General features: G+C 41.8%; 12 protein-coding genes and 1 riboswitch. Of the genes, 3 read left to right on the forward strand and 9 right to left on the reverse strand.

Features of this window, described 5'->3' with window-relative positions:
* Positions 1–13: 13 nt before the first annotated feature.
* From recC to rppH, 9 genes are all read right to left on the reverse strand, one after another.
* Entirely contained in the window at positions 14–3,388 is a 3,375-nt protein-coding gene (recC, locus tag PROVRUST_RS07130; RefSeq protein ID WP_006814075.1) for an exodeoxyribonuclease V subunit gamma, read from the reverse strand.
* Positions 3,366–3,734, reverse strand: coding sequence for a type IV pilus modification PilV family protein (locus PROVRUST_RS07135; RefSeq protein WP_006814076.1), 369 nt, complete (start codon positions 3,732–3,734; stop codon positions 3,366–3,368). Before PROVRUST_RS07135 ends, recC begins: the two co-directional genes overlap by 23 nt.
* Positions 3,731–4,174 (reverse strand): DUF2509 family protein, encoded by a 444-nt coding sequence (locus PROVRUST_RS07140; RefSeq protein ID WP_006814077.1) that lies wholly within the window; start codon positions 4,172–4,174, stop codon positions 3,731–3,733. The genes PROVRUST_RS07135 and PROVRUST_RS07140 overlap by 4 nt, the downstream gene beginning before the upstream one ends.
* Positions 4,171–4,773: a prepilin peptidase-dependent protein gene (locus tag PROVRUST_RS07145; RefSeq protein ID WP_006814078.1), complete on the reverse strand. Its 603-nt coding sequence runs from the start codon at positions 4,771–4,773 to the stop codon at positions 4,171–4,173. The genes PROVRUST_RS07140 and PROVRUST_RS07145 overlap by 4 nt, the downstream gene beginning before the upstream one ends.
* Positions 4,767–5,273: a prepilin-type N-terminal cleavage/methylation domain-containing protein gene (locus tag PROVRUST_RS07150; protein WP_006814079.1), complete on the reverse strand. Its 507-nt coding sequence runs from the start codon at positions 5,271–5,273 to the stop codon at positions 4,767–4,769. Before PROVRUST_RS07150 ends, PROVRUST_RS07145 begins: the two co-directional genes overlap by 7 nt.
* Positions 5,274–5,614: 341 nt before the next feature.
* Positions 5,615–6,466 carry a thymidylate synthase gene (locus PROVRUST_RS07155; RefSeq protein ID WP_006814080.1) on the reverse strand — a complete coding sequence of 284 codons (852 nt, stop codon included), beginning with the start codon at positions 6,464–6,466 and terminating at the stop codon, positions 5,615–5,617.
* Between the two features lie 76 nt (positions 6,467–6,542).
* Positions 6,543–7,442: a prolipoprotein diacylglyceryl transferase gene (gene lgt / locus PROVRUST_RS07160; protein ID WP_006814081.1), complete on the reverse strand. Its 900-nt coding sequence runs from the start codon at positions 7,440–7,442 to the stop codon at positions 6,543–6,545.
* Between the two features lie 99 nt (positions 7,443–7,541).
* Positions 7,542–9,788 (reverse strand): phosphoenolpyruvate--protein phosphotransferase, encoded by a 2,247-nt coding sequence (gene ptsP, locus PROVRUST_RS07165; RefSeq protein ID WP_006814082.1) that lies wholly within the window; start codon positions 9,786–9,788, stop codon positions 7,542–7,544.
* Between the two features lie 4 nt (positions 9,789–9,792).
* The gene (gene rppH / locus PROVRUST_RS07170) at positions 9,793–10,326 is read right to left on the reverse strand and encodes an RNA pyrophosphohydrolase (protein WP_006814083.1); all 534 of its coding nucleotides are present in this window, start codon (positions 10,324–10,326) and stop codon (positions 9,793–9,795) included.
* A gap of 113 nt (positions 10,327–10,439) precedes the next feature.
* Positions 10,440–10,534, forward strand: a riboswitch (TPP riboswitch).
* Positions 10,535–10,595: 61 nt separating this feature from the next.
* Here rppH and thiB point away from each other — a divergent pair.
* Genes thiB through thiQ form a run of 3 tightly spaced genes read left to right on the forward strand, consistent with a single transcriptional unit; the run spans position 10,596 to position 13,871 of the window.
* Positions 10,596–11,600 carry a thiamine ABC transporter substrate binding subunit gene (thiB, locus tag PROVRUST_RS07175; RefSeq protein ID WP_039854712.1) on the forward strand — a complete coding sequence of 335 codons (1,005 nt, stop codon included), beginning with the start codon at positions 10,596–10,598 and terminating at the stop codon, positions 11,598–11,600.
* On the forward strand, positions 11,576–13,180 hold the full coding sequence (thiP, locus tag PROVRUST_RS07180) for a thiamine/thiamine pyrophosphate ABC transporter permease ThiP (protein WP_006814085.1): 1,605 nt from the start codon (positions 11,576–11,578) through the stop codon (positions 13,178–13,180). Before thiB ends, thiP begins: the two co-directional genes overlap by 25 nt.
* Positions 13,173–13,871 carry a thiamine ABC transporter ATP-binding protein ThiQ gene (gene thiQ / locus PROVRUST_RS07185; protein ID WP_006814086.1) on the forward strand — a complete coding sequence of 233 codons (699 nt, stop codon included), beginning with the start codon at positions 13,173–13,175 and terminating at the stop codon, positions 13,869–13,871. Before thiP ends, thiQ begins: the two co-directional genes overlap by 8 nt.
* Positions 13,872–13,892: the final 21 nt, after the last annotated feature.

The following is a 13,892-nucleotide window of genomic DNA, read 5'->3' on the forward strand; positions in this document are numbered from 1 at the left end:
TTTAAGGCTCCCCTTATTTTAAGTATTCTGCCATCGGCAGTAAGAAGCGCCGAGTATTCCTCAGCAGCGAGTCGATCATTGTACTATTGATATTTCTACAAGCCCTCAATACATAGTCATCTTCCATTTCACCTTTCTTCATTTGGCTTCCTTGCAGGCTTTGTAGTAACGCCGATAATGCCTTTTGCTGTACATCCTCTGACGTAAAATCATATTCCTTGGTTTTCTTATCGAAACAGGCATTCAGCCAATTCCAACCACTTTGATTTAACAGAATTAATGGTGTGTTTTGCCCCTCACAAAAACCTTCAACTAAATTTTGTAAGTGCTTCATTGCAACTTGCTGAGAAACCGAAGAAAAATGCCAAACACTATTTTCTCGCCCTAAAGCTATACTTTCACCCTCGCGAACAAAAGCATTATAAAATAAGTGTTCGACCCACAATTGTACGCCGTCATTTGCCGTGAGATACGCCGGACGATAACGTAGTATCCCTGATTCATGAGCATTTCTTAGCGACCCTGTTATTTTGATCCCATTAATTTCACATTCAATAGGATAATCAAAACGTTGCTCACCGTACTCTTTCACTTTTTCCGCTAAGGGTGCGATATCATTCAGCTGTTGTTCCCAAAATAGCTGACCAAATTGCTTAGCAGGTAATTGGCCTGACGCTTTTAACGCTTGATAAAATGGCATGGGATTTTCATCTTTTACCAGTAAATCTAAAACCTGATCATTAATTTTATAGCGCTGTAAACGACCTAAAATAAAAGGCTCTTCTTCCGGTAATTCGGTTTCTTCAATAGAGAAGTGGACTTTCAAGCGTTGCTGGAAAAAGCCCCGTATTGGGTGGCGATAAAAACGCAATAATTGCTCAATAGATAATTCAGAGATTAGCTCACGGCTTTCTAGTAAGGAGCAAAATGGCTTTTCTTGTTGGTCAGTTGTCTTCGCGGCAGGCAGCCACTCTTTCGCAAAACTTTGATATGCAGAGCTAGGGATAAAATTCTCTTTGGCAAATGGCACACGGTTATGCTGAATAACCAAATGCTGTTTAAGCCGTTGAGCGCTCTGATCAATATTTAATTGATTATCACCCTGTAAGCAAAAACTCTGGCAAATATAGTCAAGTAATTCCGTGACTAATACCGAAGGGTTGCAAGGTTGGTTATCACGAATTGAAAGACCAATATAGCTGATATACAGCTGCTGAGCTGCAGAGTTTAAAGCCTCTAGAAATAAGTAGCGGTCATCATCACGGCGTTTTCTATCCCCTCGCTGTGTTTTTTCAGCCATTAAATCAAACCCTAAAGGGGGAATACTGCGCGGATATGCGCCATCATTCATTCCTAGTAGGCAAACGACTTTAAAAGGCACCGAGCGCATTGGCATTAAGGTACAAAAATTTACAGCTCCAGCAAGGAAACGTTGGCTAATTTTTTCATCATCAAAACAGACTGAAAGCTCATCACGAATTAAACGTAACGGAATCGTTTCTTGGTATTCGGAGGTCAGCGCATTTTCAATAATTTTATGCCATTGCTCGGTTAGTAGTGCTAAAACAAGTTCGGTTTCACTATCCACTTTAAAGCAACTGTCTATCAGCTGCTGGCAGATATCTTTCCACTCTTCTAACGTCCTTTCTTGCTCCAGTAAAGTACGCCACTGCCTCAGAGTATCCACCAATAATGCTAATTTCCCAGCTAACTGAGCTGCTAACCCGCTACATTCATCATAAGGTAAAATCCCATTCCATGGCCCATTACGGCTATCCATCGCGTATCCCAGCAACATGCGGCTTAAACCAAATTGCCACGTATTTTGCCCAATCACTGGCAGTGATAACGCTCGAACATTATCGTCATCCAATCCCCAACGAATACCTGATTCATTGACCCAGCGTCTTAGTAAACTCAGCTCACTTTCATCGATATCAAAGCGAGCAGCAAATGCGGAAACTTCGAGTAAAGTGAGAACTTGCTCAGTAGAAAAACGACTCTGAGGAAGATCCAACAACATAATAAATGCCTGTAGGATAGGATGCGCCTGTAACGCTTTTCTGTCAGAAATAGAAAATGGAATATAGTGTGTTGACGAGGTATTACCAAAAACTGCCTGTATATACGGTGCGTAGCTATCAATATCCGCTACCATTACGATGACATCTCGTGGCGTTAATGTAGGGTCTTGTTCAAATAGTGCCAGTAATCTGTCTTGTAACACTTCAACTTCCCGTTGAGCGCTATGGCATGAATGAAACGTCACAGAGGAATCTAGTTCACTAATTGGACGCTTATTTTGGCTTGTTTCGTAGTTTTCTAGCGTAATTCCCAACTGAGCATGGTTTTCAAGATCTAAAATATCTTGCTGTAAATTTTCGAGTAAATTCGCTCGGCGAGTATCTACAAATGCAGATATTTCATTGGCAGCTTCAATTTGCGAAATAAAGTACAAATTGTCTCGCCCTAATTTTCCCCATGAGGCTAATAGTGGGTTAGCAATATTTTGCTCTCCGAGATCATTAAATAAGCCCCCGGCATGGTCTTCGATTTTAAAACGAGAAATTTCATGTTTATCAATATAATGCCGCAATTTTCTTTGCTGTAGGCGCGCTAAAAATGCGCTGCTTTGGATATCCCCCCAATAATACCGGCATGGGTTGGTAAACATCAGATGGATATCGGTATGTTCTGCAATGGCATTTAATGCCTGTAAATACACAGGAGGTAGTGACGAAATTCCACAGATAAAAATTCGCTTAGGTAAATTCTGCCCTAAAGATGGATTACTGGTTAATTGTTCAATAAAGCTTTGGTATAAATTCGCCCGATGCCATGGTGATTGTTGTAATTTATCAGTGTGTTCCACTAAGCAGAGCCATAATCTTCTTTGCCATAGTTGATTCGAGCTTAATCCATCAACAAATTCATTTCGCTGCCATTTTTCAATCCATTCAGGACGATAAACCAAATACTGATCAAATAGATCCGCAATTCGTCCAGCTAATTGGTGAAGTTTTCGTTTATCCGAGTCTTCTTGGAGATAATGGCGTAAAGGCTCAAATTCAGGCTCATTAATGACGTCAGGTAAAATAGTCATTAATTTCCATGTCATCGCAGATTTGGTATAGGCACTCTCTTTGGGAATGTCGGGTAATACTCGACGAAACATATCCCAAATAAATGTAGCGGGTAAGGGATAGTTAATATTCGCAGCAATACCAAAGCGTTTCGCCAACTCAATTTGCAACCATTGAGACATTCCGGGACTTTGCACTAAAACAATTTCTTGTTCAAATGGATGAGAGAGAGGCTCATTCTCCATTAAATGGGCAATTAGCTCCTTAAGAAGGTCTAATTGGTTAGAATGATATACCTGAAACATGGCTCTCTCCTTTGGCACAATACCAGCGACTGATTGAATACTGTTTCTGACCCACTGATAAGGACACCACGGATTCGGTACAGTTCCCTGTTCGTGGAAAATGGGCGATTGTTGTCTGTGGAACGAAAGGCTGTTGGTTTATATTTATGCTTCCCAAATCTATTGAGGCATTTTTTGTTTCTAATGCTCCCTGCATTGCCCTAAGACCCATTGAACCTTGATATATTTGATTAAAATTCAAAGTGATATATTGACTATAGTTTAACAGAGCTATCAGTAAGATAGCAAAAACAACTACTGCCACCATTGACTCTACCAGTGCAAATCCTTGCTGTGAATGGTTCATTCGCAAAATCCTTTAAAGGTCACAGGGCAATAATCTATCCAACCATTTTTTCGCGCCTTGATGTTCTTTTCATTCCCAAGAGGCTCGACCCATCGATAAATTTTCATTGATTGGGATGGCTTAAATTCACTCTTGCCTAATAAGACAAACTGATTATTTTTATAATGTTTTAAGCAACTTTCCCATTTTTGCATTGCTGCTTTCTTACATTCCCATTCTGAATTCTTCGATGTCGTTAAATTCCACGGCTGAGTCAACCCCCATGCCAATGCAGACTCTGCTAAGTTAAAAGCCGAAAAATATTTGGTTTCATTATTCAATTCATAACTAGCGCGGACTTGGTAATAACTTAAGGCTTTCAGTAAGAGTAGCCCAATTGTCATCAGAATCATGACCATCAATAACGCAACATTTCCTTGCTGGTTAAGCTTAGACTTCATAGTGAATTTCTCACATTAACCCATATTTGGTACTGAAATTTTTTATCTGGAAGGCGCTGACTTTCTATATTCATATGCACTTCCAGCAACTGTTTCGCGCTAGACCAATTAAATGTCAATTGATTAACTTTCACTAGCGTTGCATCAAACAAGGATTGCCAGCGAGTTCCGTCGCAATCCACCACATTTCGGTTGGATTCTAATTTATGACCATTTAGCCGATAACCAAAAAAATCTGATTCCAACTTTTTTCCTTGGCCATTAACCCAACTTCCTGATAAATCTTGGTCATAGGCAAAAATAATGCAGGAATTCATTTTACGGCTTAAGAATTTTTCAGAAACTAACAGCGCACGCCCTTCACAATGAACCTGACTGCAATAACCAATACGTCTAAAATCCTTTTCCATATTAATTAAGACCTGTCGCACTTCCCTGTCCAGTTGGTATTGAAAATAAGCTTGATAAAGCTGCTTAAATAAAGCTGGGATCGTGTTCATCACTGCAATACAGACCAAACAGCTAATGACCATCGCTATCAACGTTTCTAGTAGTGAAAAACCCAATTCGTCTCGACGATATCGCACTGGCTTCAGCACGGAGGAACCCCTGCAATCTTTTGATAACTACAGCTACGAACTCGCCCCGCAGCAGACATAAATACCGTTATGTGTTCAGTTTGATTGCCTAATTCAATCCTAAACGCTCGGCTGGTTCCTTGCCTGCCATATAAGTTGACCGACTGCCGTGAAGATCTTTTTAGTTTAATATCGGGGAATCTATCCCCACTAAATTGGCTAATATTCTGTTCTGTCTCAGCATTTTTAATCTGTAAGCGCCAATGTTTAGTCTCAGAATTAATCACTAAAATACGTTGCTGATTGAGGTAGATTCCTTCCATCAAACTACTATAAATAAATTCGACTGTTTGCCTTGCTGCATCAATTAAACGCAAGCGCTGCAATTGTTGTTGCCAGTGAGATAATGCAGGCAACACAACCAGCGAACAAATGAATAGAACCACTAATATTTCAACTAAGGTGAACCCTTGTTCATGAGAAATATGTCGATATTTATTACCCGTAATTATCGCCATCATTACCCTTCCGTTCTTTTTATTATCCTTAGAAAGATATTGGCAAAAATAGCGCCTAACTCCAGAAGTAACGATTCATTTCTCGTCACGCTTCCCAGCACAATGTAACCATTACATCCAAAGTTAAATGTGTTTGGGAACGGCTTCGCAAAACAGATTAAGAAAGAAAACTCTTGGTTCGTACAAACCTAAATTATGAATAAGAATAGTCAGCAGTCAGTGAGGGTATGGGAAAAGAATCACAGTGGATAAGAGACCAAAAATATTGAAGGTAAAAATAATGCACCTAGCAAAAATAAAGGCGCAGATGATCGTCTACGCCAGTATATTTATGGCATGGTTAATTAAACTGTAAATGGGTATTTAATCGCTTCATGGCATTGATAGCCATCTAGCATAAAGTCATCTGTAGTTACCCAAGTTTCAAGATCTTCCAGTGTTTTAATCTCTGGGTTAATTGTCAGACGAGGAGATGGGTAAGGTTCGCGTTTTAATTGAACATCGCGCATTAACGGTAGTTGGTTTTCATAAATATGTGCGTTCACAATTTTATGATACGCCTTACCCGCTTTGTGACCCGTAATTCGGGCTATCAATGCCAATAAAACAAAACACTGGACCTGATTGAAATTAAGCCCTAAAGGAACATCGCAGCTACGTTGGTATGAAGTCAGGTGCAGAGTATCCCCTAATAAGGAGAAAGTATGGGTGTGCATACAAGGACGTAAGCAACCCATTTCGAACTCGCCGGGATTATAAAAAGTGATAATTTCAGCACGATCGTCAATACCGTTTTTTAGGTTATTAACCACTTTTTTAAGCTGGTCAAGATGGGTACCATCTGGACGTTGCCATGTTCGACCTTGAACACCGTATACGCGTCCCATATCATCTTCACCTTTACGATGAGGGTTAGCTAACCATGCTGGGTTTTCATTCGCATTAGCGTTCCATGTATTACAGCCGATTTCACGAAACTGAGCTGCATTATCATAGCCACGTAAATAACCTAGCAATTCTGCAATTGCCGCTTTATAAAAACTTTTACGTGTCGTGATCAGAGGGAATTGGTTATTACCTACATCATATTCAAGATCGGCATTGATAACAGTTAAGCAACGAACTCCGGTACGTTTATTTTCAACCCATTGCCCTTCATCAATAATACGTTGGCATAGTTCAAGATACGGCTTCATAGTGGCTCTCTTACTCTGAAAATCTAAGGGCCGATATTACCTAAAAATAGTAATACCAGCCTAATAACAAACTCATTTATTTACTGTCTATGGGCTTATTATCGGTTTTATGGGCAGGTATATTTTTCCCATATTTATAAGCCCAAATAATCATCAATACACCGATAATAATCATTGGGATTGATAAAATTTGCCCCATACTGATGCCACCGAATAATCCAAGCTGTGAATCCGGTTGTCTAAAGAATTCAACAATAATACGGAAAGCACCATAACCAATTAGGAATAAGCCCGAAACACTCCCCATTGGGCGTGGTTTACGTACAAATAAATTCAGGATCAGGAATAAAACTATCCCTTCTAAAAACATCTCATACAGTTGGGATGGATGTCTCGGTAACACACCATACTGCTCAAGAATAGGCATCAATGATGGGTCTTGAATTGCTAATTGAATATCTTCGCTTCTGGAGTGTGGGAATAAGAATGCCCATGGAGTATCGAGAGTCACGCGCCCCCATAGCTCACCATTAATAAAGTTACCGATACGCCCCATACCTAAACCAAAAGGAATTAACGGCGCAACAAAATCAGAAACTTGTAAAAAACGGCGTTTAGTACGATGGGCAAACCACATCATCGCACAGATAACCCCAATCAAACCGCCGTGGAATGACATCCCGCCATCCCATACCTTAAATAGATATAGAGGATCATCAAGGAATACAGGCAGATTATAGAAGAATACATAGCCAAGTCGCCCACCGACAAACACACCGACAAACCCAATATACAGAAGGTTTTCTACCTCGTTTTTTGTCCAACCACTGTTAGGTTTGGCAGCACGACGTCCCGCTAACCAGAGCGCAAAAACAAAGCCTACAAGGTACATAAAACCGTACCAATGCAGCGCTACCGGTCCAATTGAGAACATTACGGGATCAATTTCCGGAAATGCTAAGTAGCTGTTACTCATCGTTCCCCACTTTAGAATTGTTTAGTCAAAATTATGCCGCATAATAACACGAGGTTATTGTCTGCATAGAGTTACCTATTAATAACATAGAAGATCAAACTAGATCCCGCCACGAACAAAGCCACCGAGCCCGTTTATTTCCATAAACTCGCTAATTTTATTTCTGACACTTTCGCTGGTTTCTGCCGTAAGTAATTCGGGCACTAATTCAGACATCAGCTTAGGATCCAGTTGGCGGATTAGATATTTCATTCGAGGAACACTGCGCCCACTCATACTTAAGCTACGATAGCCAAGGGCGATTAAAACCATTGCACTCAACGGTTGTCCCGCCATTTCCCCGCAGACACTAATGGGTAAATCTATGCGCTGACATTCTTCATATGCCATAGCTAAAAAGCGTACAACCGCTGGATGCAGGTTATCATATAGCGCAGCAACATGGGTGTTGTTACGGTCAACAGCGAGTAAATATTGTGTAAAGTCATTGGTACCAATCGAGATAAAATCGACGCGTCTTTTTAGCTCCGGTAATAAAAAAAGTAATGATGGAACTTCCAGCATGACGCCAATAGGGGGTAAATCTATAGATTTACCCAACTGCTGGCCAACTTCACTTCTTGCTCGAGCTATCAGCCCAATGGCCTCATCGACCTCATTAATACTGGTTACCATCGGTAATAAGATCCGCAAATTACCCGATTCTTCATTTGCTCGCAGCATCGCACGCAGTTGGATGAGGAAAATTTCGGGCTGATCCAGCATAATGCGGATCCCCCGCCAACCTAAACACGGATTTTCCTCACTGATCGGCATATAAGGAAGCTGCTTATCAGCGCCAATATCTAGCGTTCTCAGCACGACGGGTTTCGAGGCAAAGAGCTGTAAAACTTCGCGATAAAGCTGCTTTTGTTCATCTTCGGAAGGAAAACCATTGTGCAGCATAAATGGCAACTCAGTACGATAAAGACCTACACCGTCGACACCATCTTGAATTTGCTGTTCATAACGAGGGCTTAATCCAGCATTCAGGCAAATATTCATTGATTCGCCATTTTTGAATACTGCGTCTTGCTTTAATGTCCCCTCTGCTAATCGGCTAAGGACATTTTCCTCTTCAATAATCTGTTGATATTCCTGCGTAATTAATTTTTCAGGCTCAATAAATACTTCACCACGGTAGCCATCCAGAATTAAATGGCGATTGTGCAATAGCGATGGTTCAATATCGGCCCCCATGATTGCAGGGATCCCCATAGCTCGGATCAAAATGGCTGAGTGAGAATGGGTTGCTCCATCTCGCACAATCACGCCAGCCAATTGCTCAATAGGCAGTTCAGCAAGTACGCTCGCACTCAACTCATCGGCAACCAAAATAAAACGTTCAGGCCACTGGTTGGTTGGTGTTAAGGAATCATCCAGATGAAAAAGTAAACGCTGCCCCAAGGCACGCAGGTCAGAACCACGTTCCCTTAAATACAAATCACGTAGACGAGAAAATTGCTGAGCATAATCCTCTATAACCGTTTTTACTGCCCATTCAGCAACCGCTCCCTGCTTTATGGCAACAAATAGCCGTTTTTTTAATTGAGGATCATTAAGTAAATGATTATACAGATCGAAAATTGCCGCACTTTCTTTGGAGGAACTCGCCGTAAAACGTTTACTGATCCGCCGAAATTCCGCGGTTGCACTCTCTAGCGCCAACACTAAACGCTGCTGTTCGCCTTCAACATTTAACGTGGTCGCTTGGCAGACACTGTCGAGAGATGGCTGAGAGGTATCCTGCCAACCATAAGCCATTGATACCCCTTGAGATACAGGGATAGCTTTTATCCTATTTTGCCGATATTGCCCGAAGATACCTTTAGTCTGTGCTTGAGAAAGGATCACAGCCAATTGCATTGACAGAGTCACCATAAAGGACTCTTCAGTTTCGTTAAATAGCCGTTTTTCTTTGTGTTGCACCACCAGCACGCCTAATAATTGGCGGCGATAGACAATGGGAACACCAAGGAATGCCTTGAGTTGCTCTTCTTTTAACTGAGGGAGATATTTAAATTGAGGATGTTCGCGGATATCAGCGAGATTGAGCATTTCAGATTGTCGACCGACGACGCCAACAACCCCTTCGTCAAACCCAAGACGAATAGCAATCCCGCTAGGCTTTTTCAGCCCGCGAGTTGCCATTAAGTAATAACATTGCCTAGGGTGATCTGCTAAATAGATGGAGCACACATCAGTGCGCATCGCTTTGCAGGTTTCATTCACCAAGACTTCTAATGCTTGAGTTAAGCTGGTCGCCATCGCGACCTTCTCGACAATGTCACGTAAACGCGTCAACATAGGCTTACTTTGCTCCGCGCCTACGATTATTAAATACGGGTCGTTGTGGTAATTTTTGTTCCTGCAAAGGCATAACAACCGGAGCGAATTCTTTCATAACACGGCGATAAACTTCCCGTTTAAAAGAAACCACTTGCCTAACAGGATACCAATAACTCACCCATCGCCAGCCATCAAATTCTGGCGAGTTACTGCGCTGCACGTTTATATCAGCTTCATTACATTGGAGTTGAAGTAAAAACCAACGCTGTTTCTGCCCAATACAAACAGGTTTTGTATCCCAACGCACCAAACGCTTAGGTAATTTGTAACGTAACCAATTACGGGTAGATGCCAGTAACCTGACGTCTTTACGCTGTAGCCCGACTTCTTCGTATAATTCACGATACATCGCTTGTTCTGGTGATTCCCCTGGGTTGATGCCCCCTTGAGGAAACTGCCAAGAATGCTGACCATAACGGCGTGCCCATAAAACCTGCCCTTGCCGATTACAAATTACAATTCCTACATTCGGGCGGTAGCCATCATCATCGATCACTAGACTACCTCAATAACCAAATTTGAAAGATGCCTAATTGTTTCACACATACCCAAACTGGTAAACCTATATCAATACAGTTTGCAGATATGGATGAAGTAATTACAATAGTCTACGTCTCAACGGGGTGCCAGATTTTGGGCTGAGAAATAACCCGTAGAACCTGATCCGGCTAATACCGGCGTAGGGATTTGAGCTACCGCCAGTAAATGACTGTTTCGGTGCCCTCTCAAATCCTGTGTGTTTTTATGATTTACGCAGGAAAAACAATGGCTAAAAATATATTTTTCACGTCCCTAATTACCCTTAGCGCTTTGAGCTTCGCCGCTTTTTCGTGGGCAGAAAAACCAACGCTAACGGTCTATACCTATGATTCATTTGCTGCCGAGTGGGGTCCCGGCCCTCAAATTAAAAAGAATTTTGAAGCCCAATGTGACTGTGAGTTGAAGTTAGTCTCCCTTGGGGATGGCGTGGCGCTACTGAACCGACTTCGAATGGAAGGCAATAAAAGTAAAGCCGATGTGATTTTAGGTTTAGATAACAACCTGATGGATTCAGCAGAAAAAACTGGTTTATTTGCACCTGCTGATATCAAAACTGACGCACTCAAACTCCCTATCGAGTGGAATAGCGAAACATTTATTCCTTATGATTATGGCTATTTCGCTTTCATCTACGATACCAATAAAATTAAGCAGCCACCAAAGAGTATGAATGAGCTGCTGGATGAAAAAAATAATTGGAAAATCATATATCAAGATCCTCGAACTAGCACTCCGGGCTTAGGCTTAATGCTGTGGATTGAAAAACTGTATGGAGATAAATCTGCTGATGCATGGAAAAAAATGGCAGGTAAAACTCTGACGGTCACAAAAGGATGGAGCGAAGCTTACGGGCTATTCCTAAAAGGTGAAGGTGACTTTGTTCTTAGTTATACCGCATCACCGGGCTATCAAATTCTTAATGATAAAAAAGATAATTATGCGGCAGCATTGTTCGCTGAAGGGCATTATATGCAAGTGGAAGTAGCGGCAAGATTAAAAAATGCCCCGCAACCTGAATTAGCGAAACAGTTCTTACAGTTTATGCTAACCCCTGAATTTCAAGGTACATTACCGACAACTAACTGGATGTACCCGGTTATCGATATGCCGCTCCCTGAAGTGTATAACGTGCTACCACTGCCGACTAAATCTCTACAATTTAGTGCACAAGAAGTTGCCAAAGACCGCCAAGCTTGGACTCGTTTATGGCAAACCGCCGTCAGTCGTTAATTAATATCACCTTATTGCCGGGGGCATTCGCCTCCGCTTTATTGATCACTGTTGCGCTACTGGCTTTTGGCGCACTGTGGTTTTTTGCGCCTGAAATTTCGCTCAGTGAAATCATCCACGATGAATATCTCTGGCACGTTATCGGTTTCACTTTTTGGCAAGCTTTACTGTCAGCGGTATTTTCCGTTCTTCCCGCAATTTTGTTAGCGAGAGCCTTGTACCGCCGACGATTTTTAGGTCGCACACTGTTACTTCGGCTGTGTGCTATGACCTTAGTGCTTCCCGTATTAGTGGCTGTATTTGGCATTTTATCGGTCTATGGGCAAACCGGTTGGTTAGCAAAACTATGCCTATGGATTGGCTTGGAATATGACTTCTCGCCTTATGGTTTACGTGGAATTTTATTGGCACATATTTTTTTCAATATGCCACTCGCAACACGTATGCTTTTGCAATCATTAGAAAATATTGCAATTGAACAACGTCAAAGTGCTGCTCAGTTAGGCTTTAATGAGTGGCAGCAATTTACTATTTTGGAATGGCCTTATTTACGTCGACAAATGCTACCCACTGGTGCGCTCATTTTTATGTTGTGCTTTGCCAGCTTTGCTACCGTGCTAGCGCTCGGAGGCGGTCCCGCAGCAACCACTATTGAGTTAGCGATTTATCAAGCCTTGAGTTATGACTTTGATTTGGGTCGAGCTACTCTCCTTGCCTTAATTCAGCTCATATTGTGTGTCGGCTTAATGTTAATTTGTCAAAAAATAAACCACTCTTTTTCTGTTGGCTTTAGCCATCAAACTCAATGGGTTGACCCCGCTGATACTCTTTTTCGACGTATTCGCGATACCTTACTGATCATTTGTGCCATTTTATTGCTGATCCCACCGCTACTGGCGGTTGTCGTTGATGGGTTAAACAGTCAATTATTGAATGTGCTACAGCAGCCTGCATTATGGCAAGCAACCTTAACATCCGTATTTATTGCTATATGTGCTGGCGTATTGTGCGTCACATTAACGTTAATGTTACTGTGGAGCAGCCGTGAATTACGTCTGAGAAATGCCCTACGCTTAGGGCAAGCGATTGAGCTCAGTGGACTAATTATTTTAGCCATGCCGGGTATTGTTTTGGCAACCGGATTTTTTATCTTTTTTAATGAAACCGTGGGAATTCCTGAAACTCCCTATCCTTTAGTGATTATGGCCAATGCGTTGCTCGCTATTCCTTATGCCTTAAAAGTATTAGATAACCCAATGAAAGATCTGGCTCAGCGCTATAATCCCTTATGCCAATCATTGGAAATCAGCGGATTTAACCGATTTAGGATCATTGAATTTAAAGCACTACGCAAACCTATTGCCCAAGCTTTAGCCTTTGCTTGCGTCATTTCTATTGGGGATTTTGGGGTTGTGGCGCTATTTGGTAATGAGGATTTCCGTACGCTACCTTATTATCTCTACCAACAAATCGGGGCTTATCGCACCAATGATGGTGCAGTCACCGCAATGTTATTATTGCTACTGTGTTTCTGCCTATTTAGCCTACTTGAACGCATATCGGGGAAAACCAATGATTGAGTTAACAAATTTGGATTATCAATATGATGACCTGAATATGCGCTTTAATTTTGCTATTGAAGCGGGAGAACGTGTCGCCGTCATGGGTCCCAGTGGCGCAGGAAAAAGTACCCTACTCAGCTTAATCAGTGGTTTCCAGTTTTCTCGTAGCGGCAACATAATATTAAATGGGGTAGATCATACTTTTACGCCTCCCGCTAAGCGCCCTGTCTCAATGTTATTTCAAGAAAATAATCTGTTTGCGCATTTAACAGTGAGACAGAATATTGGTCTTGGGTTACAACCCAGTTTGCGTCTCAATCAATCGCAAATGATGGAAGTCGAGAAAATGGCGCAGCAAGTTAGCCTTAGTGAATGTCTTGACCGTACCCCAGCGCAGCTTTCTGGTGGTCAAAGACAACGTGCCGCTCTTGCCCGCTGCCTAATACGTAATCAACCTATTTTATTGTTAGACGAGCCTTTTTCAGCCCTCGATCCTGCATTACGCAACGAAATGCTGCAATTACTCAATGATGTTTGTTCAAGCAAAGCTATCACATTGCTGATGGTATCCCACAATATTGAGGATGCATTACAGATAGCACCACGGTGCATCGTGGTTGCCAACGGTGAGATTGTCTATGACGGAGGGACACTGTCATTGATTCAAGAAAAAAGCGTTGCTGCCGAATTGTTAGGGATTTTCAATTAACCCAATAAATAATACTGTATA

Origin of the sequence: Providencia rustigianii DSM 4541 (assembly GCF_000156395.1) — a bacterium.
In the GTDB taxonomy this organism is placed as follows: domain Bacteria; phylum Pseudomonadota; class Gammaproteobacteria; order Enterobacterales; family Enterobacteriaceae; genus Providencia; species Providencia rustigianii.

What these genes read in the sequence shown, in the direction of transcription:
- lgt (WP_006814081.1), bottom strand. Translation starts at nt 7,442, where the DNA reads ATGAGTAACAGCTACTTAGCATTTCCGGAAATTGATCCCGTAATGTTC.
- ptsP (WP_006814082.1), bottom strand. Translation starts at nt 9,788, where the DNA reads ATGTTGACGCGTTTACGTGACATTGTCGAGAAGGTCGCGATGGCGACC.
- PROVRUST_RS07155 (WP_006814080.1), bottom strand. Translation starts at nt 6,466, where the DNA reads ATGAAGCCGTATCTTGAACTATGCCAACGTATTATTGATGAAGGGCAA.
- PROVRUST_RS07150 (WP_006814079.1), bottom strand. Translation starts at nt 5,273, where the DNA reads ATGATGGCGATAATTACGGGTAATAAATATCGACATATTTCTCATGAA.
- PROVRUST_RS07135 (WP_006814076.1), bottom strand. Translation starts at nt 3,734, where the DNA reads ATGAACCATTCACAGCAAGGATTTGCACTGGTAGAGTCAATGGTGGCA.
- PROVRUST_RS07140 (WP_006814077.1), bottom strand. Translation starts at nt 4,174, where the DNA reads ATGAAGTCTAAGCTTAACCAGCAAGGAAATGTTGCGTTATTGATGGTC.
- thiB (WP_039854712.1), top strand. Translation starts at nt 10,596, where the DNA reads ATGGCTAAAAATATATTTTTCACGTCCCTAATTACCCTTAGCGCTTTG.
- thiP (WP_006814085.1), top strand. Translation starts at nt 11,576, where the DNA reads ATGGCAAACCGCCGTCAGTCGTTAATTAATATCACCTTATTGCCGGGG.
- thiQ (WP_006814086.1), top strand. Translation starts at nt 13,173, where the DNA reads ATGATTGAGTTAACAAATTTGGATTATCAATATGATGACCTGAATATG.
- recC (WP_006814075.1), bottom strand. Translation starts at nt 3,388, where the DNA reads ATGTTTCAGGTATATCATTCTAACCAATTAGACCTTCTTAAGGAGCTA.